Source organism: Flavobacterium galactosi (assembly GCF_048158585.1).
Taxonomy (GTDB): Bacteria; Bacteroidota; Bacteroidia; order Flavobacteriales; family Flavobacteriaceae; genus Flavobacterium; species Flavobacterium galactosi.
The window spans coordinates 337,459-360,008 of the sequence record NZ_JBLNKV010000003.1; the positions used below are offsets into that span (position 1 = coordinate 337,459).

At 33.1% G+C, this 22,550-nt stretch carries 19 protein-coding genes and 2 tRNA genes; 10 read left to right on the forward strand and 11 right to left on the reverse strand.

Annotated elements, in window-relative coordinates; genetic code table 11:
- Positions 1–122 precede the first annotated feature (122 nt).
- Entirely contained in the window at positions 123–1,007 is an 885-nt protein-coding gene (locus ACM55M_RS08210) for a hypothetical protein (protein WP_416857064.1), read from the forward strand.
- Positions 1,008–1,064: 57 nt separating this feature from the next.
- On the opposite strand, the gene rlmN is transcribed toward ACM55M_RS08210, so the two are convergent.
- Positions 1,065–2,108: a dual-specificity RNA methyltransferase RlmN gene (gene rlmN / locus ACM55M_RS08215; RefSeq protein WP_416857065.1), complete on the reverse strand. Its 1,044-nt coding sequence runs from the start codon at positions 2,106–2,108 to the stop codon at positions 1,065–1,067.
- Positions 2,109–2,190: 82 nt separating this feature from the next.
- On the opposite strand from rlmN, the gene ACM55M_RS08220 reads away from it, so the two are divergent.
- Positions 2,191–2,832: an O-methyltransferase gene (locus tag ACM55M_RS08220; RefSeq protein ID WP_416857066.1), complete on the forward strand. Its 642-nt coding sequence runs from the start codon at positions 2,191–2,193 to the stop codon at positions 2,830–2,832.
- Positions 2,833–2,987: 155 nt separating this feature from the next.
- On the opposite strand, the gene ACM55M_RS08225 is transcribed toward ACM55M_RS08220, so the two are convergent.
- The 7 genes from ACM55M_RS08225 to ACM55M_RS08255 all read right to left on the reverse strand — a co-directional run bounded on the left by ACM55M_RS08225 (position 2,988) and on the right by ACM55M_RS08255 (position 9,175).
- Entirely contained in the window at positions 2,988–3,560 is a 573-nt protein-coding gene (locus tag ACM55M_RS08225; RefSeq protein WP_416857067.1) for a phosphatase PAP2 family protein, read from the reverse strand.
- The gene (locus ACM55M_RS08230) at positions 3,560–3,961 is read right to left on the reverse strand and encodes a Sec-independent protein translocase subunit TatA/TatB (RefSeq protein ID WP_416857068.1); all 402 of its coding nucleotides are present in this window, start codon (positions 3,959–3,961) and stop codon (positions 3,560–3,562) included. Before ACM55M_RS08230 ends, ACM55M_RS08225 begins: the two co-directional genes overlap by 1 nt.
- A gap of 112 nt (positions 3,962–4,073) precedes the next feature.
- Positions 4,074–6,317, reverse strand: a complete 2,244-nt coding sequence (locus ACM55M_RS08235; RefSeq protein WP_416857069.1) for a M1 family metallopeptidase — start codon at positions 6,315–6,317, stop codon at positions 4,074–4,076.
- A 65-nt stretch (positions 6,318–6,382) separates the two neighbouring features.
- Positions 6,383–6,886, reverse strand: coding sequence for a DUF6702 family protein (locus ACM55M_RS08240; RefSeq protein WP_416857070.1), 504 nt, complete (start codon positions 6,884–6,886; stop codon positions 6,383–6,385).
- Positions 6,887–6,965: 79 nt separating this feature from the next.
- Entirely contained in the window at positions 6,966–7,718 is a 753-nt protein-coding gene (locus tag ACM55M_RS08245) for a peptidase associated/transthyretin-like domain-containing protein (protein WP_416857071.1), read from the reverse strand.
- A complete protein-coding gene (locus tag ACM55M_RS08250) occupies positions 7,708–8,436 on the reverse strand; it encodes a carboxypeptidase-like regulatory domain-containing protein (RefSeq protein WP_416857072.1) in 729 nt (242 codons plus the stop codon). The genes ACM55M_RS08245 and ACM55M_RS08250 overlap by 11 nt, the downstream gene beginning before the upstream one ends.
- A complete protein-coding gene (locus tag ACM55M_RS08255) occupies positions 8,423–9,175 on the reverse strand; it encodes a hypothetical protein (protein WP_416857073.1) in 753 nt (250 codons plus the stop codon). Before ACM55M_RS08255 ends, ACM55M_RS08250 begins: the two co-directional genes overlap by 14 nt.
- Before the next feature lie 182 nt (positions 9,176–9,357).
- On the opposite strand from ACM55M_RS08255, the gene pepE reads away from it, so the two are divergent.
- Positions 9,358–10,065, forward strand: coding sequence for a dipeptidase PepE (pepE, locus tag ACM55M_RS08260; RefSeq protein ID WP_416857074.1), 708 nt, complete (start codon positions 9,358–9,360; stop codon positions 10,063–10,065).
- A gap of 59 nt (positions 10,066–10,124) precedes the next feature.
- On the opposite strand, the gene ACM55M_RS08265 is transcribed toward pepE, so the two are convergent.
- Both ACM55M_RS08265 and ACM55M_RS08270 read right to left on the reverse strand, forming a co-directional pair.
- A tRNA-Gly gene (locus tag ACM55M_RS08265) sits at positions 10,125–10,197 on the reverse strand.
- 48 nt (positions 10,198–10,245) lie between these two features.
- Positions 10,246–10,318, reverse strand: a tRNA-Gly gene (locus ACM55M_RS08270).
- A gap of 197 nt (positions 10,319–10,515) precedes the next feature.
- On the opposite strand from ACM55M_RS08270, the gene ACM55M_RS08275 reads away from it, so the two are divergent.
- Complete coding sequence (locus tag ACM55M_RS08275; RefSeq protein WP_416857075.1) at positions 10,516–10,935, forward strand: GNAT family N-acetyltransferase; 420 nt, start codon at positions 10,516–10,518, stop codon at positions 10,933–10,935.
- Positions 10,928–12,514 carry a L,D-transpeptidase family protein gene (locus ACM55M_RS08280; protein WP_416857076.1) on the forward strand — a complete coding sequence of 529 codons (1,587 nt, stop codon included), beginning with the start codon at positions 10,928–10,930 and terminating at the stop codon, positions 12,512–12,514. The genes ACM55M_RS08275 and ACM55M_RS08280 overlap by 8 nt, the downstream gene beginning before the upstream one ends.
- Here ACM55M_RS08280 and ACM55M_RS08285 read toward each other — a convergent pair.
- Positions 12,503–13,225, reverse strand: coding sequence for a murein L,D-transpeptidase catalytic domain family protein (locus ACM55M_RS08285; protein ID WP_416857077.1), 723 nt, complete (start codon positions 13,223–13,225; stop codon positions 12,503–12,505). The two genes, ACM55M_RS08280 and ACM55M_RS08285, sit on opposite strands and share 12 nt — an antisense overlap.
- 188 nt (positions 13,226–13,413) lie before the next feature.
- Here ACM55M_RS08285 and ACM55M_RS08290 point away from each other — a divergent pair, with 188 nt between their 5' ends.
- The 5 genes from ACM55M_RS08290 to ACM55M_RS08310 all read left to right on the forward strand — a co-directional run bounded on the left by ACM55M_RS08290 (position 13,414) and on the right by ACM55M_RS08310 (position 22,550).
- Positions 13,414–15,807 carry a DUF5916 domain-containing protein gene (locus ACM55M_RS08290; protein ID WP_416857078.1) on the forward strand — a complete coding sequence of 798 codons (2,394 nt, stop codon included), beginning with the start codon at positions 13,414–13,416 and terminating at the stop codon, positions 15,805–15,807.
- 182 nt (positions 15,808–15,989) lie between these two features.
- The gene (locus tag ACM55M_RS08295; RefSeq protein WP_416857079.1) at positions 15,990–18,407 is read left to right on the forward strand and encodes a DUF5916 domain-containing protein; all 2,418 of its coding nucleotides are present in this window, start codon (positions 15,990–15,992) and stop codon (positions 18,405–18,407) included.
- Positions 18,408–18,548: 141 nt separating this feature from the next.
- Complete coding sequence (gpmI, locus tag ACM55M_RS08300; protein WP_416857080.1) at positions 18,549–20,066, forward strand: 2,3-bisphosphoglycerate-independent phosphoglycerate mutase; 1,518 nt, start codon at positions 18,549–18,551, stop codon at positions 20,064–20,066.
- A gap of 120 nt (positions 20,067–20,186) precedes the next feature.
- Complete coding sequence (locus ACM55M_RS08305) at positions 20,187–20,858, forward strand: TetR/AcrR family transcriptional regulator (RefSeq protein WP_416857081.1); 672 nt, start codon at positions 20,187–20,189, stop codon at positions 20,856–20,858.
- Positions 20,859–20,888: 30 nt separating this feature from the next.
- Entirely contained in the window at positions 20,889–22,550 is a 1,662-nt protein-coding gene (locus ACM55M_RS08310) for a peptidase domain-containing ABC transporter (RefSeq protein WP_416857083.1), read from the forward strand.

Sequence of the window (22,550 nt, forward strand, 5' to 3'; positions counted from 1 at the left end):
GAACTAAACTTATGAAACGATAATTATCTAAATGATTTTTTTGTATTTTTATAACTTAATTATGCCCCAATTAAACCTTTATGCTTTTACAAATCAAAGCTTTAACCAAAAACCTATTTATTATGAAAAAGAAAATTTTATTATTTGGAATGATTTTGAGTATTCTTGCATTCACAAGCTGTTCGCAAGACTCTAATTCTGCAACAACAGAAGCAACTGTTACCAGCAACGATGTCACCGCAACCCAGAAAATGGATAATGCCATTGACGATGTTTCACTTATTACTGATAATCAATATGAAATAAGTGAAGGTTCAACAACTGGAAAAAGTGTTGGGAATTATTATTATTCAATTCTCCCAAACTGTGCTACAATAAGTGATTTAGGCTCAACCGTTTCTGTTAGAGTTATAACTATTACTTTTGGAACTGCAGGTTCTCCATGTGTCTTTAGAGGCCATTCTCTAAAAGGGCAAATTATTTTAACCCGAACTATTGGAACCACTTTTCCTAAAATCATGACAATTACCTATAATAATTTTTACTTTAATGATAACAAATTAGAAGGCACGTCAACTTGGAAAAGAGAAATGCTCGGTACTGGAGACAATTTACATCCAAAAACCACATTTACCATGACCAATATGACACTAACCACTACAACTGGAGTTTACACGCGTAATGGAGATCGCGTAAGAGAAATGACTGCTGGATTTCTAACCCGTTTAAGTCCAACGGATGATGTATATTCGACTTACGGGACATTTACAACAACTCACCCAAATGGTACTATCTTTAATTCTTTAATTGAGTCAGCGACTCCATTAGTTCATAAAACAGCCTGTAGTTTAATACCAGTTCCTATGCCATTTCCTGTATCTGGAATAGTAAAACTTTCTAAAAATTCACACTACGCAACAATTGATTATGGAACAGGTGATTGTGATAATTTAGCCATGCTATCTATTGATGGTGGTGCAGCAACTCAAATTACTTTAGGTAATTAAAAGACTTATCCATAGATATAAAACCAAAAAAGGAGTTCTAAAATTGAACTCCTTTTTTTATGCTTCTTTATTTGCCAGTTGACCACAGGCAGCATCTATATCTTTTCCACGGCTTCGGCGTACTTTCACAACAATACCGCTAGCTTCAAGTGCTTTGATATAAGCATTAATAGATTCTTCGGAGGCTTGTTGGAATTCGCCGTCATCGATTGGGTTGTATTCAATCAAATTAACTTTACAAGGAACATATTTACAGAATTTCACTAAGGCATCAATTGAAGCTTTGTTATCATTAATATCTTTCCAAACCACATATTCGTAAGAGATTTTACTTTTGGTTTTTCTATACCAGTATTCCAATGATTCACGTAAATCTGCCAACGGGAAATTTTCACTAAAAGGCATGATTCTAGAACGAATTTCATCAATTGCAGAATGTAAGGAAACAGCCAACTTGAATTTCACATCATCATCAGCTAGTTTCTTAATCATTTTAGGAACTCCCGAAGTCGAAACCATAATACGTTTGGGAGACATTCCCAAACCTTCCGGAGAAGTAATCATTTCGATTGCTTTCAACACATTGTTGTAATTCATGAGCGGCTCTCCCATTCCCATAAAAACAATATTGGACAACGGATGATTGTAATACAAACGGCTTTCTTTATCAATGGCAATAACCTGATCATAAATTTCTGCAGGTTCCAGATTTCGCATTCTTTTTAATCGCGCTGTAGCGCAAAAATTACAATCCAAACTACAACCCACTTGACTGGAAACACAAGCTGTCGTTCTAGTATTAGTTGGAATCAAGACAGACTCCACCACCAAACCATCATGCAAACGAACTGCATTTTTGACGGTTCCGTCTTCACTGCGTTGCATGGTATCTACCTTGATGTGATTGATAACAAAGTTAGCTTCAAGCATAGTACGTGTTCCCTTAGAAACATTGGTCATATCCTCAAAACTGTGTGCACCTTTGCTCCACAACCATTCATAAACTTGGTTTCCACGAAAGGCTTTATCGTTGTTAGCCACAAAAAAATCGCGTAATTGTTCTTTTGATAAGGCTCGTATGTCTTTTTTCTCGATTTGCATGGTGCAAATTTAATGACAATTTGTTGATTTGTTGATTTGATAATTTGATAACTTTGCTTCCAATTGAAAAAAAAATCCAAAAATGCATTTCATTTCCCAAGAATTAGAAGATTATATCGAGCAACATTCTGAAAAAGAGCCCGCTTTATTAGCTGCTTTGAATAAAGAAACCTATCAAAAAATCTTATTACCAAGAATGTTGAGTGGCCATTTTCAAGGGCGTGTTTTGAGTATGTTATCGAAATTGATTCGGCCAGTGAATATTCTCGAAATTGGGACTTATACAGGGTATTCTGCCTTGTGTTTATGTGAAGGAATGCAGGAAAACGGAACGCTACATACGATTGACATTAAGGAAGAATTAGTTGATTTTCAGCGAAAACATTTTGATAAATCACCTTGGAGAAAGCAAATTTTCCAGTATTTGGGAGAAGCAACTGATATCATTCCAACGCTTGATATGAAATTTGATTTGGTTTTCATTGATGCCGATAAAGAAAATTACCTCAACTATTTTGAATTGATTGTTCCAAAAATGAATAAAGGCGGCATTATCTTATCGGATAATGTGTTGTGGAGTGGTAAAGTTCTAGAACCGTTAAATTCTAAAGATTTGAGTACAAAAATATTATTGGAATACAATACTCTATTAGCAAACGATCCCCGAGTAGAAACGGTTTTATTACCAATCCGCGATGGATTAACAGTGAGCAGAGTTCTTTAGATGTCAATTACAGCATTCTGGATTCAAATTATTTCTATTTAAAAACGCCTTTTGGGAAACTAATGCCCTAGCCCTGATAGAAGCGGTATCCTTTACTTGCGTTCTTTAAGCAAGTAAAGATACGAGCGAAAAGCAGGAAATAGCTCCAAAAGTTACTAATTATCTGATCGAGGAAAATATTTTAATTGTGCTGCTTTGTATATTTTAAACATGGAGAAACCAAAAATAAATCCAACCAAATACCCTGTTAAAATGTCCGATGGGTAATGCAATCCTAGATAAATGCGGCTGTAGGCAAATATTAACGGCCATAAAAACAGAAAACCGAAGTATTTGATTTTGTGTTTAAAATTGAAAAATAAAAAAGTAGCTACTGCCATAGAATTTGCCGCATGTCCAGAGAAAAAGCTAAAGGAATTACGAAATTGCACCACGCGAATAAATGAACTTATTTCTGGATTATTACATGGTCGCAATCTTTGAAATCCATTTTTAAACAAATTGGCTGTCTGGTCAGTAATTGTCACTAAAACAGCTATAAACAAAAGCATGTACAACGTTTGTTTTGCACCCAATTTTTTATAAAGCACGTATGCTAACAGTAAAAATAACGGAATCCAATTGCTTTGTTTGGTAATAAACAACCATAATCCATCATAGGTTTCAGAACCCAGACCATTAAGAAAAACAAATAACTCAGTATCGAGAGACAGGATTTTTTCCAACATTACATTTGACGTTTTATCGGTCCTGTAATATCGTCAATTCCTTCTTTTGTTGTTTCTATTTGAGTAGTTGTTTCACTCAAAAGGTTTTCTTTGGCCTTATTGATTTCTGAGGTTATATTACTGGTTATATCAGTCAACGAGCTTGTATCTCCTAATAGATTATCTTTCGCTTTGTTGATTTCAGATGTAATACTGCCTCTTATATCGCTTAATGATTTTGCATCAAAACCATTAGCATCTGCCCCTTTTTGAATTTCACTTTTTATATCGTTGGTTGCATTTTTTATTTGCGCCATCGCTTTTCCCATAGTACGCGCTATTTCAGGCACTTTATCTGAGCCAAAAAGCATAAGTACAATAAACATTATAAAAATTAATTCGCCTCCACCTATACCAAACATAATTTTAGATTTTTCTTGGATACAAATATATCAAATTTTGAATCGCAGTATTTTAATTTTTTCATAAAAAAAGACTCCATTTGGGAGTCTTTTTATTCTATTTTAATTGATATTAATCAAATTTTGATTTCACTTCTGTTTTTGGCCAGCTGTTATTGGCTACATCTATATCAGCGGTTTCAAGTTTTGGATCAATCTGAATTTTTTTAATTGCTTTTTCAGTGGCATATACCTTTTTGGCTGTATCATTATTTTTTCTCCAAATTTGAGCTGGATATTTGAAATTTTCAACCATGCCATCCTCATAAGTAATTTCAACAAGAATAGGCATCAGCATTCCTCCCGGTTTATTAAATTCAACTTCGTAGAAATATTTAGGTGTTTTTAAAGTGGCGCGTTCTTCTGCTGTAAGTTTTTGATCTACATATTCTGAAAGCAATTTTACTTCATCCATTTTCAAAGCTTTTTTCTCTGATCCTTTTAATTCTCCGTTTTTATCTGATATTAAATATACAAATGGACCTTTATCTAAACCAAAACGCCCTTTTCTCACTTTAACATCTTTCAAATCTGCCGTTGGAGTTTCAGAAACATAATATTGTTTTACTTCATTGATACCAATATCAACAAAATCTGTCGAATAAAACCAACCTCTGAAGAACCAATCTAAATCTACTGCCGAAGCATCTTCCATTGTTCTAAAAAAGTCTTCTGGCGTAGGATGTTTGAATTTCCATCTATTTGCATATACTTTGAAAGCATGATCAAATAATTCTCTTCCCATAATAGTTTCTCTCAAAATGTTAAGTCCTGCTGCCGGTTTTCCATAAGCATTATTACCAAATTGAATTATACTCTCTGAGTTAGACATTATAGGTTCCAATAATTTTTGATCACCACTCATGTAAGGAACAATTTTACTCGGGATTCCGCGATTAGAAGGAAAATTAGTTCCTAATTCCTGTTCAGCCATATATTGCATAAACGAGTTTAATCCTTCATCCATCCAAGTCCATTGACGTTCGTCAGAATTTACAATCATAGGAAAGAAATTATGACCCACTTCGTGAATTACTACTCCCATCATTCCATTTTTAGTACGCTCGCTAGTCACTCCATTTTCGTCTGGACGACCATAATTCCAACAAATCATAGGATATTCCATTCCTTGATCTTCTGCCGAAACGGACACCGCTTTTGGATAAGGATAATCAAAAGTATGCGAAGAATAACTTTTTAAAGTATGTGCAACCGTTCTTGTAGAAGTTTCACCCCAAAGCGGATTCGCTTCTTTAGGATAAACCGATTCTGCCATAACCACTTTAGTACTCAATTGTACTGCCATAGCATCATAAATAAACTTTCTTGAAGTGGCTATTCCAAAATCTCTCACATTTTTAGCGCTAAATTTCCATGTTTTTTTCTTATCAGAAAAGCCTTTTTCAGCAATTTCAGCCTCCGCCTGAGTTACAATGACAACTGGTTTGTCAAATGATTTTTGAGCCAGTTCATATCTTTTAACTTGTGCTGGCGTAAACACTTCGCTTCTATTCATCAACTCCCCTGTTGCATCCATAACATGATCCGCAGGGACAGTAACATTTACATCAAAATTTCCAAAAGGCAAAGCAAATTCTCCTCCTCCCCAAAATTGCATATTCTGCCAACCTTCTACATCATTGTAAACTGCCATTCTAGGATAAAATTGAGCAATTACATATAATTTATTCCCTTCTTTTTCGAATGGTTCATAACCGGAGCGACCGCCATCTTGAATGTAGTTATTGATATTGTACCACCATTTAATAGAAAATATAAATTTTTCACCTGGCTTAAGGGGAGTAACCAGATTAATACGCATCATGGTTTGATTTATAGTATAAGACAAAGGATTTCCTTTCGCATCTTTTACGTATTCAATCTTGAATCCGCGATCCAATCCTTGCTTCAAATATTGATTAGCAAACTTTTCAGCAGGTAAAACCTGATCAATTTTTTCATTTTCAGCCAACGGGGACTGTGAGTTTTTTGCAGCTTGATTTTGATCTAACTGTACCCATAAATATTCCAAACTATCTGGGGAGTTGTTATAATAAGTTACTGTTTCCGATCCGCTCAACTTCGCATTTTTATCGTCTAGCTCTACGTCTATTTTATAATCAGCCTGCTGTTGATAATAAGCCGGCCCTGGAGCTCCAGATGCTGTACGAAACATATTGGGCGTTGCCAACAAATCGTACATTTGGCTAAACTTGTTTGTGTCGTACCTTCCTGATTGTTTTGGGGTTACCGTAGTTGTTTTTTCTTGAGCAAATAGAATTACTGGAAAAATAAATAATAAAGTGATTTTTTTCATCTCTGGAATGCAAATTATTTTAGAGCGTGAAATTAATAATTTTTTAACAAATTTCCCGCATTCTATTAATATTTTAACATTTCGCTTCTTTTAGAATCGGTAAAAAGGATACTTTCTTTATCTCCTAACACGGTTACATGAGTGATATTTTGCTGTTCAGCATTCCAATCTATCAAAACCGAATTAAAAATTTCAATCGAATTAATCTTGTTGATTTCCTTTACATTACAATAACAAACAAGAATATCGCCATCCAGCTCTTTGCTCAAAAAATTAACAGTCTTTGTTTGCCCATTAACTTTTACAGAAAATTTCTCCAAAAAATACTTCTTTAGCAAAAGCATTTCTTCAGGTGATTCTTTTTCAGATCCTAAATACAGTTTTTTATTGTATTTTTTTTCTAGCGCTTTATTCAAATCATCAACAAAAATCCGAGATGTAATTTGGAGCATTTTCTTTTCAGGAGCATAATTCACCTGATATACTGCCATATAAAATTTATGAACATTAAAAGCGGTTAAACTCAGGAATAAAATTCCAATGAAAGTATATAAGATTGTTTTTTTCACACGAAGATTCTATTTGTTTTTTATTGGAGTATGGTATCGCCTTTCTTAATCTTATTTATATTTTGGAATCATGGCGATTTCATTTTTCAAAAGTAGTGATTCTTTTAAATTCTTTGTTTTTAGTAACCAGAAAATCCATAAATTGAAACTCATCGTCTGACTTCATAAATGCCTTTGATTTAGAATCATTTTCACAAAAAATAAGAAAAAGACCTATTTCATCATCATTTAACTTCAATGTGTTGGTGAAAAAGGAATAACCAACTTTATTCATTGTTAGCTCCGTAAAACTTTTGTCGGTTGTGAAATCAGTTCTTTCAGGATTGTTCTTTCTTAAAATTTTCAATACATCTTTGTAAATTCGAACAAAATTCATGCCGTATTCAATACTTCCGTCAGATGGCATCGTTCTGTTTTTTGGAGAAGACTTCTCATCGTCAAAATATTGCATATCAACATATTTTTGCGAATTCCCTGAAATTGGGTTTAGGTTTTTCTTTCCGGAAACCAATAGTTCAGGTAACAGATTGACAAATGCATCCAATTTCACTCTTAATAATGGAGTAGACATTTCTTTTTCAGTAATAACTATTTTCTTGGATTTAAAGGCTAAGCCAGAAAAAACCAATGTGTCTTTGGCTTTTGCCAAAATACTAAAAAACCCTTTTTGATTGATGACCGTTCCTGTCTTAGAATTCACATTAAAAACAATCCCATTTTCTAACTTGATTGAATCATTTACCACTTGACCATACAAAGTTTTTCTTGTCAACTGACTAAAACAAAATTGACAACACAAACACAAAACCAGTATTACGATTTTATTTTTCATTTGTAATGATTTTATTATAGTTTTCAGACAATCCAACAATCAAAAACGCTATCAATGTTTTATTTCTAGATTTCAATGCCGCAGTAAAACTGGTATCATCAACACAATAATATTGAAAATCTTTGACATAATCAGCCGAAATTTTCAAGGTTTCTGTATAATATTTATCTTCAAAAAGCGGTGCAAGTCTGTTCAGTGATTGTTCTTTATTCTCTACCGCAATTTCTTTTTTAAGCATTGCTTTACGCCCCGAAATCGTATTTAGCAATCCATCGATTCCACCACCGGAAGTTGCAGTATATAATTTCCGCTCAGCTGATGTATATTTTTTTTGACCATAAGGAATAATACCTACGTTCTCGGCCGTTATTTGTGAATTTTCATTGACAATAACTTCTTTAAGTTCAATGCTTTTTGGAGCCATTTGAATCTTAAGAATAACCTGCTGTAAATCTTCCTTATTTATTCTTCTACGTAAAGTTACAAGATTTAAAGCAGAAAAAACCAAAACATCCCCCTCTTTTACAAATAGCGAAAACAAACCATTCTTATCCGTTGCAGTCGCTTTTTCAGTAGATGAATTAACAATATTTATTCCTTCAACAGTGGTTGTATCAGAAGTGATTTTCCCCTGGATTTCTTTTTCAAGACTAGTTTGACCAAAAGTGGCAGTGACTATAAAAAATAAAATCAGCAGTAGTATATTATTTATTTTCACTGGCAATTATTTCGTTATATTTTGTGGCTAATTCACCTAATAAAAATTCAATGGTTGTTACGTTCTTCGAATCCAAAATTTTGGTGAATTTAGTATTTTCAACTGCAAAATATTCAAATCCTTTTACATATTCAGAAGGAATTTTTAATTTATTTACAAAATGGTCAATATCAAAGAGTCGCTCTAATTGTTTTAAATAGGACTCTTTTTTCTCTACTTCCAATTGTTTTTTAAGCATACCGGTTCTTCCTGAAATAAAATTGAGTAACGGATCTGCCGAAATTGAACCACCAGCCATTCCAGACAAACTTGCAGCTGCATTAAAATCCGTTGCGGTATATAGTTTACGTTCTGCCTCTGTATAGGATCTCTGCCCTTTTGGGATTATACCAAGCGAAACTGCATTGATATTATCGTACCCTCTTCTCACTATAACTTCTTTTAATTGATTCATGATGGGATCCATTTTCACTAAAAGAAAATCATTTTCAAAATGTTTTTGGGTCAATACGATTCGAATTCCTTTAAACTGAACTGCCGAAAACAGAAGTGTGTCTCCCACAACTGCTGCTATTGAAAAATAGCCTGCTTTTTCAGTAATTACAGCTTTTTCAGTTTTTAAATTTATAACATAAATACCTTCCAGATTAGACATGTCTGCAATTACTTTACCGTTTAGTTTAACCGGAGCAGTTTCTTGCGCAAAGGCTTTAGAAGCAACTAAAATAAAAAAAGACAAACCACTCTACTCATCAGATGACAATCAAATTTCGATTATTGACATATTGTAAAAGTATCTTACTCTCTTCAAAATTAATTACTAATGACTTGATAAAAATATGTTAATTAAAAAAAGTAAAACACAACATTAAAATAGACAATTTTATACCTTTAACACAAACTATTTTCACAAGAAACACAATGAGAAACATACTTATCGCCAGTACATCTACCCTTCATAGTGGGGACTATCTAGACTATTTATTACCTAAATTAAGCTTACATTTTCTAAATTGCAAAACGATACTTTTTATCCCTTATGCTCGTTCAGGTGGTATTTCACATGAGGAATATACCTCAAAAGTTGCTTTGGCTTTTGCCAAAATAAATAAAACCGTAAAAGGAATCCATGAATTTGAAAATGCTACTGAAGCAATCCAAAATGCAGAAGGGATTTTTACAGGTGGTGGGAATACTTTTTTATTGGTTTCACAATTGTATAAAAACAAAATCATGACCGTTCTTGCCGACTCCGTTAAAGCAGGAACTCCTTATTTAGGAACGAGTGCCGGAAGTAATATTTGCGGACTGACGATGCAAACCACGAATGACATGCCTATTATTTATCCTCCTAGTTTTCAAACATTGGGATTAATTCCTTTTAATTTGAATCCACATTATTTAGATGCTGATAAACAATCAACACACATGGGCGAAACGCGCGAAACCCGAATCAAAGAATTTCATGCATTTAATACCGTTCCTGTTTTAGGATTGCGAGAAGGAAGCTGGTTAGACGTTAAAGGCGAAAAAATAACTTTAAGAGGCAATTTATCCGCGAGACTTTTTAGACAAAACCAAGTTCCTGAAGAATTAGAAAGCGGAAGTGATTTGAGTTTTATAAAATAATTCAGAAACGGATTGATCCTAAATAAAAAAGCCGAAACAATTAAGTTTCGGCTTTGAAGAGCGAAAGACGAGGCTCGAACTCGCGACAACCAGCTTGGAAGGCTGGAGCTCTACCAACTGAGCTACTTTCGCATGACAAAATTTAAATAAAAAACCTCAAACCAAAAATTTGAGGTTTAGAGCGAAAGACGAGGCTCGAACTCGCGACAACCAGCTTGGAAGGCTGGAGCTCTACCAACTGAGCTACTTTCGCATTAACAACGGTGCAAATATAAATAATAATTCTGCTTCAATGCAAGTTTTTTTTCTGAAAAATCACAATCTTCTCCTCACAATATTTTTTAATAAAGCATCTGTAAATCATAAAGAATTTATTATGAAAATATTATACCTTTATTAAGCCTAAAAAATCTTTGAAAAAAAATACAAAATATCAAACAAATCTCTGCTTTGGAGACATTTCCAGTAAGATATCCTGTCCGTCGAGCCGATAAATCAATCGATAGTTGTCATTTCGATGGCGACAATCTAGAAACTACGATTCATTTTGGCTTACTTGACCAGAACAATCTGATTGGTGTTATTTCAACATTCGAAGCGAAAAATAATTCATTTGTTGCAGAAAAACAGTTTCAAATTCGGGGAATGGCGGTTTTGAAAGAATATCAAAAAAAGGGTTTTGGCGAAAAACTCATTCTCAATTCCGAGAAACATTGTTCAGACCAAAACGCAAATTTAATTTGGTTCAATGCCAGAAAAGAAGCAATTCGTTTCTATGAAAAAATGGGATATCAAGTAAAAGGGTTACCTTTTGAAATAAAAGGAATTGGAGAACACGTTATCATGTTTAAAACAATGAATAGTGAATAAATTATTTCTAATACTATTATTATACATCGTGATTAGTTGTAAAAAAGAAGCACTAAAAAGCGAAGTGGTCTTAGAAAAAGAGGCTTCAAAACCCCGTGTTCAACCTGAAGGAAAATCAATTAAAATTGACTCTGCTTTACTAATTTCCTTTGATAGCAAAATACTCACTGATTTCTATAAATCCACTGAATATAGAACCGTTTGGCAATCTGACAAGAAGAGAAAAATAATTTTAGAGGAACTCCTTACATCTGATGAAGAGGGATTAAATCCAGAAAATTACAAAGTAAAGGCATTAAGTAATTTCGAAAAAAAATTAGCAACTCTAGACTCTGTGGATTTAGCGACATATGATGTTTTACTGACCTCTAGTTTACAAAAATACATTTCACATTTAACTAACGGAACATTAGACCCAAGAAAATTATATAAAAACTGGGACTTAAAAGAAAACCACATTGATATAAATGAAACGGTTGCCCAATTGTTGAACAGCGACTCGTTAATCTATAAAATAGAACAATTAAAACCCAATCATCTTGTTTACAAAAAATTAAAAAAAGCACTTAAACTAATTAGTACTTTCCCCAAAGAAAACTTTAAAAATTTAAAAATTGCAGGGAACATTACTCCAAATGACACTAATCCTTCCCTAATTGACATTAAAAAAAGATTGATTTATTGGAAAGATTTACAACTTAAAGATAGTTTGACACCAGTTTATGACGAAGAAACTGTAATGGCGGTAAAAAGGTTTCAAACTCGCCATGGTTTAGCTACTGACGAAATTATTAGAGAAGTAACAATTGCTTCGCTCAATTTTTCAAAACAACAACGGATCCATCAAATCATTGCCAATCTCGAACGCTGGAAATGGTATCCAAAAGAGATGGGAAAAGAATACGTAATCATAAATATCCCAGACTATAAATTGACATTAGTTAAAGACAAAGATACATTGAGAACACACAGAGTAATCGTGGGAAGAGCAAAAAGAAAAACACCAATCCTAAGTTCCAAATTAACTCAGGTAGTTTTTAATCCAACTTGGACTGTTCCGCCCACTATTTTGAGAGAAGATGTTATTCCGGCTGTTTTGAAAAGCCGAAGCTATTTAACAAATTCAAACATTACAGTATATGATAGTAATGGAAGAATAGTAGATCCTTATGAGTGGCAATTATCCCAAGCCGAAACGTATCGATATGTTCAAAGTCCGGGAACTTTTAACTCGCTCGGTATGGTGAAAATTATTTTTCCAAATCGCTTCTCTGTTTATTTACATGATACAAATCACAGGGATTATTTTGACAAAATAGATCGCTCGTTGAGTTCCGGTTGCGTTAGAGTTGACAATCCACTGGAATTAACAGAATATTTACTGAACGATCCAGTCAATTGGGATCTGGAAAAAATCACAACCATATTACAAAACGAAAGAACAAAATTTGTCAAAATAAAGGAAGATGTTTCCTTTCATTTATTGTATTGGACAGCTTGGAGTGAAAACAATAAATTGATTTTCAGAGATGATATTTATAATCTTGATGCCAATTTGTATAACAAATTAAGAAACTAACTCTGAAGCCAATTTAAAAGCTCTTGAAGGGTGATAAATAAACAAACATGATTTGTTTTTTATTGTACTGATAATTTCTTTAGACAACGCTACCGGTACCGCTGGACAACCTTGACTTCTGCCCAATCTATGGTTGTTTTTTATAAATGAATTAGAAACATATTCGGCTGCATGCATAACTACACCTCTTGCTCTTGCATTGTCATTTACACCTTTTTCTAAGCCATCTAATTTTAGTGACATTCCATGTTTACCGCTATAGATTTCACCTGTTGCATAAAATCCTAAACTGCTTTTATACGATTCCGCTGAGTTTGAAAAAGCAGAAGCAAATTCATCGCCTGTATTTCTTCCATGTGCCACAAGAGTATTGAACAAGATTTCACCTGTTGTCAAGTTAATTACCCAAAGTCTTTTAGTATTGGATGACAAACTAAAATCGACTAAGGTTAAAATGTCTTTCTGGATTAAACCTTTTTCTTTCAACAAATAGTATCCTTTTAAAGCTTCTGAAAAACTTTCTAATTTAGGCAAAAGAAATTCATTGGAATGTAAATTATTATAAGCCATTTCAATATTGGCTTCAACGCTAGATTTTACCGTTTTGGCATAAACAGCAGACTTAACAGTCTTTGACTCAGAAAAACTTGCTTTGCTCGGCGAGAACGAAAGCAGCATAAACAAAATAGCAGGAAATATCTTATAAATCATTGGTTGTCTTTAAGTTATAGATTAATTCGGGATTGCAAACCTACGTCAAAAAATAGTAATTGAAAATAATTTAACAAAACTTTAGTCCAACTAAAACGGATAAGGGAGGGAAATATTGAGTAAAAATTCACAAAAAAATCACTTACTATGTTAATTTTGTTATTTTTGTTTTGATACACTCACAATTTATGTCCAAATTTCAATCTACAGCACTATTTTTTTTACTATTCTATAGTTTCAATACCTATAGCCAAAAAAAGGTTCTTTTGGCAAAATCTACTACAGAAAACATCACTATTGATGGCAAAATTAACGAGGAAATTTGGGAGAAAGAATCCGTTGCTACCGATTTTATAATGTTTGAACCTGATAATGGAAGACCAATAAGTTCTAAAAAGAAAACAGAAGTTAAAGTGCTATATGATAACAATGCCATTTATATTGCTGCTTTATTATATGATGATGAACCTAATAAAATAAAAAAAGAAATTACAAACCGTGATGTTTTTGGGGTTTCGGATAACTTTTCTGTTAGTATCAACGGATTTAATGACGGACAACAAGATTTTCGTTTTTTTGTGAGTTCAGCAGGAGTTCAAATGGATTGTTTAGCAATAGAAGAAAGTGAAGATTTTACATGGGACGCTATTTGGGATAGTAAAGCAATAATAACCGACTTTGGCTGGGTAGTCGAAATGAAAATCCCTTATGCAGCGTTACGATTTTCAAATGCAGAAAAACAAACTTGGGGACTGAATTTTATGCGTGAAATAAAACGAGACAATCAAAAATACACTTGGAATCACGTGGACACAAAAATTGGTGCTGTAATTCCGCAAGCAGGTATTCTAGAAGGAATTAAAAATATAAAAACACCGACCAGACTTTTCTTTATTCCCTATTCATCTGCCTATTACCAAGAAAATGATATTGCTTCAGGAACTACATTTAAAGCTGGTTTAGATATAAAATATGGCATCAACGATTCCTTTACATTGGATGCCATTTTAGTACCTGATTTTGGACAGACAAAATTTGACAATGCTATTTTGAACCTTGAACCCTTTGAACAAAAGCTAGATGAAAACCGACCTTTTTTTACAGAAGGTACCGATTTGTTCAATAAAGGAGGATTATTTTATTCCAGAAGAATTGGTGGAGCTCCAAGCACAGAACCCACAATTGATGCTAATGAAGAAATCATAAATTATCCTAGTTCGGTTAATTTACTAAATGCCGTAAAAGTTTCCGGTCGAACAGAAAAAGGTTTAGGAGTTGGTTTTTTGAATGCAGTCACTAAAAAAACATACGCTACTATTCGGGATAATGGTACTAATGAAACTCGAAAAGAAGTTATAGAACCACTTACAAATTATAACATTTTAGTTTTTGATCAGCGTTTCAATCAAAATTCGTCCGTTACGTTTGTAAATACAAATACTACTCGGAATGGAGGTTTTAGAGATGCTAATGTCTCGGCATTATTATTCGATTTGAATACAAAATCAAATACTTATAGTTTATATGGCGATTTCAAATACAGTTCAATCAACACAATTGAAGATTATGATGGTTTCAAAACTTCCTTAAACTTTGCAAAAACAAGTGGAAGGTATCGGTACTTGCTTTCCGGGAAATACATATCTCAGGATTATGACATAAATGATTTAGGAATCATTTTTTACACCAATTATCATAACGCCTATGCCAATGCCAGCTATAGAATTTTAAATCCAACCCGTTTTTTTAATACATTTAAGATAGAACAGGAAGTAAATTTAGAGATACAAAATACTACTGGGAAACTACAAGAAGGCTGGTATAAAACTATCGTTAAAGCAACTACACTAAAAAACAATTATTTTGAATTTTCTTTAGTGGTCAATCCATTAGAAACGTTCGATTTTTATGAGCCTCGCACATACGGCAGGTATCTACAAATCCCCAGAAGAATCGCTTCTTATTTTGGAACTGAATTCAACCGCAATAACGCTTTTACTTTTGATTTTACTCCAAGCTTCACCCTATATGACCAAGATGGGAGAATTACTTATGGGCTCGCTTTAGGCCCAAAATACAGGTTTAATGATAAATTCTCACTGTTCTATGTATTAGATTATACCCGTAAAAAAAATGACAGAGGATGGGTCGATCAAGGAAATACCGGAATTATTTTTGCAGAGCGTAATAGAGAAATAGTACAAAATGACCTTACGGGAAAATATGCTATTAACAATAAAATGACTTTGAACTTAACGGCACGTTATTACTGGTCCTATTCAGAAAATCATGAATTTCTTACTTTACAGGATAATGGGTATTTAGTTCAAAATAATGATTATTCTATGAATAAAAACAGGAATTTTAACTCTTGGAATTTTGATTTATCGTATTCCTGGTGGTTTGCTCCAGGTAGTGAAATCTCAATTTTATACCGGAACTATGCAATAGAAAGCAATAGAAATATTCAGAAAGATTTATCCACTAATTTCAAAAATGTTTTTGACAGTAACCTGACTAATATTTTCTCCATTAGTCTTCGCTATTTTATTGATTATAATGGGGTGAAAAATAAATTTTAAAGTTTTTTGCAACTTGCTGTTCTGTCAAAATAAAATTCAAAAACAATCGTTTTTTCAAATCTACGAAGCAGACGTAATAATGTAATTATGCTTTTTCTTCTAAAAGCTGTAACAATTTGTTAAAAACACAGTCTATTATTTAAATTATATTTTTGCATCTTTTATCATCAATCAAAAAAATCATGAGAAAAATACTTTTCCTAACTTTCCTCTTGTTTTCAGTTCTTGGCTACAGCCAAAAAAAAGTATTACAGACTAAATTCATTTCGGATAATATAATTATAGATGGGAAACTAGATGAAAACATATGGAAATCGCTACCAGTTGCGAAGGATTTCATCATGTTTGCACCAGATAATGGAAAGGGTATTCCGGAAAATAGAAAAACAGAAGTGAAAGTTTTATATGATAACGATGCCATCTATGTCGCTGCAGTTATGTATGATGACGAACCTAATAAAATAATGAAAGAAATAGCACAAAGAGACAACTTTGGTGCTTCGGATCTTTTTGGAGTTTTTGTAAATGGTTTTAATGACGGGCAACAAGATTTTCAATTTTATGTCTCCGCATCAGATGGGCAAGCTGATTGCATAACGACGGACACGAATGGAGAGGATTATTCATGGGATGCTGTTTGGAAAAGCAAAGCAACTATTACCGATTTTGGTTGGGTTGTAGAAATGCGAATTCCGTATGCGGCTTTGAGATTTTCAGGTGAAAAAAAACAGACTTGGGGACTCAATTTTTTTAGAGAAATAAAGCGTGATAAACATAAATACAGCTGGAATTTTATTGATTCAAAAATTGGAACTTTTACACAACAAACTGGAGTTTTGGAAGGAATTGAAAATATAAAAACACCTACCAGACTGTTTCTTTTACCCTATTCTTCTTTTTATGTAAATGCAAATTCACAGCAAAAAACATACGGAACAATCAAAGGTGGTCTGGATATAAAGTATGGCATAAACGATGCTTTTACACTTGATGCTATTCTTATTCCTGATTTTGGCCAAACAAAATATGATGATCAGATTTTAAATTTAGGTCCATTCGAACAACAATTTAATGAAAACAGACCTTTTTTCACCGAAGGAACGGATTTATTCAGCAAAGGAAATTTGCTTTATTCCAGAAGAATTGGTGGAAAACCGTCAAATTATCCAACTGCTGCAAGTAATGAAGAAATTATTGATAATCCATCAAGCGTTAATCTTATCAATGCCTTAAAAGTATCCGGCAGAACAAAAGATGGTTTGGGGATAGGAATCTTAAATGCCGTTACTGAAAAAACGTATGCGTCAATACAAAACAATGATACTCAAGAAATAAGAAAAGAACTGGTGGAACCCTTAGCAAATTATAATGTTTTGGTTCTCGATCAGCGCTTTCGCAAAAACTCCTCAATTTCATTTGTGAATACTAATGTTACCCGAAACGGGAGTTTTCGTGATGGAAATGTTTCTGCATTAGTTTGGGATTTAAATACTAAGAAAAACACCTATAATCTTTCCGGAAATTTTAAATACAGTTACATAAACGACACTGAAGACAAAAAAGGAACCGCGACATCGTTAAACTTTGCGGAGACTTCTGGAAAATACAGATATAGTTTAGGAACAGAAATTCTCTCAAAAAATTTCGACAACAATGATTTAGGAATCAATTTTGAGACCAACTATTATGCAATTTATGGAAATGTAAATTATAGGATATTAAACCCAACCAAATATTTCAATACGTTCAATACAAATATTAATATGTACACCCAGTTTCAAAAAGAGACCGGAAAAATTCAAGGCAATAATATCAATTTTAATATTAATTCAAACAATAAACAAAACCATTATTTTGGATTAGGAATAAATGCCAATCCGATTGAATCCCATGATTATTATGAGCCTAGGACAGAAAACAGGTATTTAATTTTCCCAAAACGATTTGGAGGATGGTTTATGTTTTCTTCGAATTATAATAATAGATTTGCAATTGACATTAATCCATCATTTGCTGTTTTGAGTGAACCTGGAAGAAATTCTTATGGTATCGACATAGGTCCAAGATACCGTTTCAATGATAAATTCTCATTGAATTATAACTTTAGCTTTTTTAGACAAAACAACAACAAGGGATATATAGACAGTATAAATGATGATTTAAATTCAGTAACGCCAAACACTATCATTTTTGCCAATAGAAATGTGATTACGTATTCCAACACTCTTTCCGGAAAATACTCCGTCAACAGTAAAATGACTTTTAATCTTTCCTTGCGTCATTACTGGTCTTTTGCCGAAAACAAAAACTTTTTATCATTAGAACAAAACGGCAGATTAACAGATTATTCCAATTATACTGAAAATAAAAATTCAAGTTTTTTCTCCTGGAATGGTGATATTTCTTATTCCTGGTGGTTTGCCCCAGGTAGTGAAATTTCTATTTTATATAGAAATAATGCTGCTAATTTCCAAAGAGAAATCGATAAAGATTTTGGAAAAAAAGTTACAACTTTGTTGACTAACGATCAGCTAAAACATATTTTCTCAATAAGTATTCGTTATTTTATTGATTATAACGAAGTGAAAAATAAATTCTAAGTTGCATTAATTTTAGAAAACCTCGTTTTCTACAACAAAATTATCATTATTTGTTATTGTTATCTTACGAATGAATAATAGTGATTTCGATTGCTTCGAACATTTTTAGAAATGCTTTATCTTTGCTCAAAATATATTCCAATGAACAAAAAAGTAATTCTTATGATTCTGGACGGTTGGGGAAAATCTCCTGACCCTAAGGTATCTGCAATTGATAATGCCAATGTACCCTTTATAAATAGCCTTTATAAAAATTACCCAAGTGCTCAACTGAGAACCGATGGTCTAAATGTAGGTTTGCCTGAAGGACAAATGGGAAACAGTGAAGTAGGACACATGAACCTTGGCGCTGGACGAATAGTATATCAGGATTTAGCCAAGATAAATCTTGCCGTAGCACATAATACTTTGGCAAAAGAACAAGTATTAGTTGATGCTTTTACTTATGCTAAAGAAAACAATAAAAAAGTACATTTCTTAGGATTGGTTTCTGATGGTGGTGTTCACTCCCATACTTCACATTTACGTGGTTTGATTGATGCAACACAACAATACGGATTACAAAAAGTTTTTGTTCACGCCTTCACTGATGGTCGTGATGTTGATCCAAAATCGGGTAAAAACTACATTCAGGATTTAGAAGATTATATCGCAAATACTACCGTGAAAATAGCTTCTGTAATTGGACGTTATTATGCAATGGATCGTGATAAACGCTGGGAAAGAGTAAAATTGGCTTACGACTTATTAGTAAACGGAACCGGTACTCACACTAAAAATCCAGTTGCATCGATAATAGAAAGTTATGAAGCTAATGTAACCGATGAATTTATTCATCCGATGATTGTGGTTGATGATAACGACAAACCTCTTGCTACTATTGAAGATGATGATGTTGTTATTTTCTTCAATTTCAGAACGGATAGAGGAAGAGAATTGACCGAAGCGCTTTCGCAACAAGATTTCCATGAGCAAAACATGCACAAATTGAATTTGTATTATGTAACGCTTACCAATTATGACGAAACGTATAAAAACGTAAAAGTTGTTTATAATAAAGATAATATTACCGAAACCCTTGGTGAAGTTTTGGAAAAAGCACACAAAAAACAAATCCGTATTGCCGAAACGGAGAAATATCCTCACGTAACTTTCTTCTTTTCTGGTGGGAGAGAATTGCCTTTTGCTGGCGAAAGTCGCATCTTGAAAAATTCTCCAAAAGTAGCTACTTATGATTTGCAACCGGAAATGAGCGCATTTGAACTTACTGATGCTTTAGTTCCCGAACTTGAAAAAGAAGAAGTAGATTTTGTATGTCTTAATTTTGCCAATGGCGATATGGTAGGTCACACCGGAATTATGAGTGCTGCCATAAAAGCTTGCGAAGCCGTTGATAAATGTGTCGAAAAAGTAATTACAGCCGCATTAGCCCATAATTATACTACAATCGTAATTGCAGATCATGGAAACTGCGAAACCATGATTAATCCTGACGGAAGTCCAAATACTGCGCACACAACAAATCCAGTTCCAATTATTTTGGTAGACAAAGACTTAAAAACAATTCATGATGGAGTTTTGGGCGATATCGCTCCAACTATCTTGGAATTAATGGGGATCGAGAAACCTGAAGTAATGACTTGTCATTCCCTACTATAAATAATTAAAATAATTTTTCTCAAAAAGCTACTCCAGTCGAGTAGCTTTTTTTTATAAATAAAAGTTAAAATCTCATTATTGATAGTAATACTATTATATTTGCATGAAATAATATCAATTATGAATAGCATCTTATCCAATTTAAAAATACAAATTAACGAAAAGATATACGTAAAGGATCCTGAAACCTCCTCTTTAGGTAAAAAAATAATAGAACAAAGCATCCTTTTGATCGACGAAATTGGATTCGACAATTTTACTTTTAAAAAATTAGGAGAGAAAATTGGATCGAACGAAAGCTCGGTATACCGTTACTTTGAAAACAAACATAAACTTTTAGTTTATTTATCCTCTTGGTACTGGAGCTGGATGGAATACAAACTGGTTTTTGCTACTACAAATATTTTGGATCCAAAGGAAAAACTAAAAAAAGCGATAACTATTGTAACCGAAAAAGTAATTGACGATAACACTACAGCACATATCAATGAAGCCGTTCTAAACAAAATTATTATTGCTGAGTTCACAAAAACACTATATATTAAGGAAATTGATCAAGAAAACAGCGAAGGTTTTTTCTTGATTTATAAAAGGGTAATCAATCGAATTGTAGGTATTGTAACCGAGGTAAACCCAGAATATCCTTATGCAAAATCACTTATTTCTACGATAGTTGAAGGCAGTTTACATCAACATTTTCTAACCGAACATTTAAAAACTATTACAGATTGTAATGATTCCGTTAGCACTACAAATTTTTACTTGAATCTTGCAGAAAACGTTTTGAAATAAAAACATTAAAAAGAAAATCCCAAAACCATTATGACTCCTCTAAAACGTTTTTACCATTTACTTGAATTAGACAAAAAAGATGTCTCCCAAATAATTTTTTACGCCATATTTGCCGGACTGATCAGTTTATCGCTGCCTCTTGGAATTCAAGCAATCACGAACTTTATTCAATCTGGAAGAGTGAGCGCTTCGTGGATTGTATTAATAGTTTTAGTTGTTTTTGGTGTAGCCTTAGTGGGGATTCTTTCTTTAATGCAGCTTCGAATTACAGAAAATTTACAACAAAAAATATTTGTTCGCTCCTCGTTTGAATTTGCTGCCCGGTTACCAAAAATAAAAACTGAAGAACTACATAACAGTTATCCCCCGGAGTTAGCCAATCGTTTTTTTGATACCATGTCCATTCAAAAAGGGACTTCAAAATTATTGATTGATTTTTCGGCAGGTTTATTGCAAATTGTTTTTGGGGTGATTTTATTGTCCTTGTACCATCCTTATTTTATTGTATTTGGTATTTTACTTTTTTTTCTTTTGTATTTCATCTTCCGATTTTCTTATAGATCAGGGTTAGAAACCAGTTTAAAAGAATCAAAATTCAAATACAAAGTAGCAAGCTGGCTACAAGAAATGGCGCGCAACAGCTATAGTTTTAAAAATGAACTCAATTACGATTATGCGCTTCAAAAAAACAATTCTTTAGTTGCCGATTATTTGAATTATAGAGAAAAACATTTTAATATTATCAAGAAACAATTCAGTCAGTTGATCGTATTTAAAATTATAATTACAACTAGTTTATTGTCGATAGGTGGTTTTTTAGTATTATCACAACAAATGAATATTGGGCAATTTGTAGCTGCAGAAATCATCATTTTACTGGTAATTAATTCCTTGGAAAAAATAATAATTGGACTGGAAACTTTCTATGACGTGTTAACTTCCATTGAAAAAATAGGACAGGTAACGGACCTGGCATTAGAAGAAGAAACTAGCTTTAAAAGTGATGTTTGCTATGCCAATATCTCTCTGGAAATTGAAAATCTTAGCTTCAAATTCCCAGATTATGATAAAGAAATACTGAACAATATTGCACTGAAAATAGTACAGGGGGAAAAAATAGTAATCGACGGGGAAAATGGTTCTGGAAAAACAACACTAATGAGGATCTTATCCGGATTACTCCACCCCACTTCTGGTTCCTTTTATATCAATGACGATACCTTCCGAAAAATAAACCTGAAACAATATCGATCTCAAATAGGAAGCATAATCTACGGAGAAAAACCTTTTGAAGGAACACTTTTAGAAAACATTACTTTTAATGATGACTCTGTAAGTTCCGAAGATTTGAAATGGGCAATTGACGGAGTGCAACTTACCTCTTTTATAAAATTACTGCCAAAGGGGTTAGACCAACGTATTTATCCGGAAGGCAGACAATTGTCGTCTTCCAATGCACAAAAAATACTGTTGGCAAGAAGTATTATCCATAAACCAAAAATACTCTTTTATGAGGATCCAACTGATATTATGGATGAGAAAGTAGCCAATGAAATTATTGATTTTATCACTTCCGATAAGAACACATGGACGATTATTGTGTCCTCCAAAAACCCGTATTGGGAAACCAAAACCAATCGAAAGATCACGATGAAAAATGGCCTCATTCAACTTGATTTTAAAAAGAATTAG

What these genes read in the sequence shown, in the direction of transcription:
- ACM55M_RS08290 (WP_416857078.1), top strand. Translation starts at nt 13,414, where the DNA reads ATGTCCAAATTTCAATCTACAGCACTATTTTTTTTACTATTCTATAGT.
- ACM55M_RS08230 (WP_416857068.1), bottom strand. Translation starts at nt 3,961, where the DNA reads ATGTTTGGTATAGGTGGAGGCGAATTAATTTTTATAATGTTTATTGTA.
- ACM55M_RS08235 (WP_416857069.1), bottom strand. Translation starts at nt 6,317, where the DNA reads ATGAAAAAAATCACTTTATTATTTATTTTTCCAGTAATTCTATTTGCT.
- ACM55M_RS08220 (WP_416857066.1), top strand. Translation starts at nt 2,191, where the DNA reads ATGCATTTCATTTCCCAAGAATTAGAAGATTATATCGAGCAACATTCT.
- ACM55M_RS08295 (WP_416857079.1), top strand. Translation starts at nt 15,990, where the DNA reads ATGAGAAAAATACTTTTCCTAACTTTCCTCTTGTTTTCAGTTCTTGGC.
- ACM55M_RS08305 (WP_416857081.1), top strand. Translation starts at nt 20,187, where the DNA reads ATGAATAGCATCTTATCCAATTTAAAAATACAAATTAACGAAAAGATA.
- ACM55M_RS08245 (WP_416857071.1), bottom strand. Translation starts at nt 7,718, where the DNA reads ATGAAAAATAAAATCGTAATACTGGTTTTGTGTTTGTGTTGTCAATTT.
- pepE (WP_416857074.1), top strand. Translation starts at nt 9,358, where the DNA reads ATGAGAAACATACTTATCGCCAGTACATCTACCCTTCATAGTGGGGAC.
- ACM55M_RS08210 (WP_416857064.1), top strand. Translation starts at nt 123, where the DNA reads ATGAAAAAGAAAATTTTATTATTTGGAATGATTTTGAGTATTCTTGCA.
- ACM55M_RS08310 (WP_416857083.1), top strand. Translation starts at nt 20,889, where the DNA reads ATGACTCCTCTAAAACGTTTTTACCATTTACTTGAATTAGACAAAAAA.
- rlmN (WP_416857065.1), bottom strand. Translation starts at nt 2,108, where the DNA reads ATGCAAATCGAGAAAAAAGACATACGAGCCTTATCAAAAGAACAATTA.
- gpmI (WP_416857080.1), top strand. Translation starts at nt 18,549, where the DNA reads ATGAACAAAAAAGTAATTCTTATGATTCTGGACGGTTGGGGAAAATCT.
- ACM55M_RS08225 (WP_416857067.1), bottom strand. Translation starts at nt 3,560, where the DNA reads ATGTTGGAAAAAATCCTGTCTCTCGATACTGAGTTATTTGTTTTTCTT.
- ACM55M_RS08285 (WP_416857077.1), bottom strand. Translation starts at nt 13,225, where the DNA reads ATGATTTATAAGATATTTCCTGCTATTTTGTTTATGCTGCTTTCGTTC.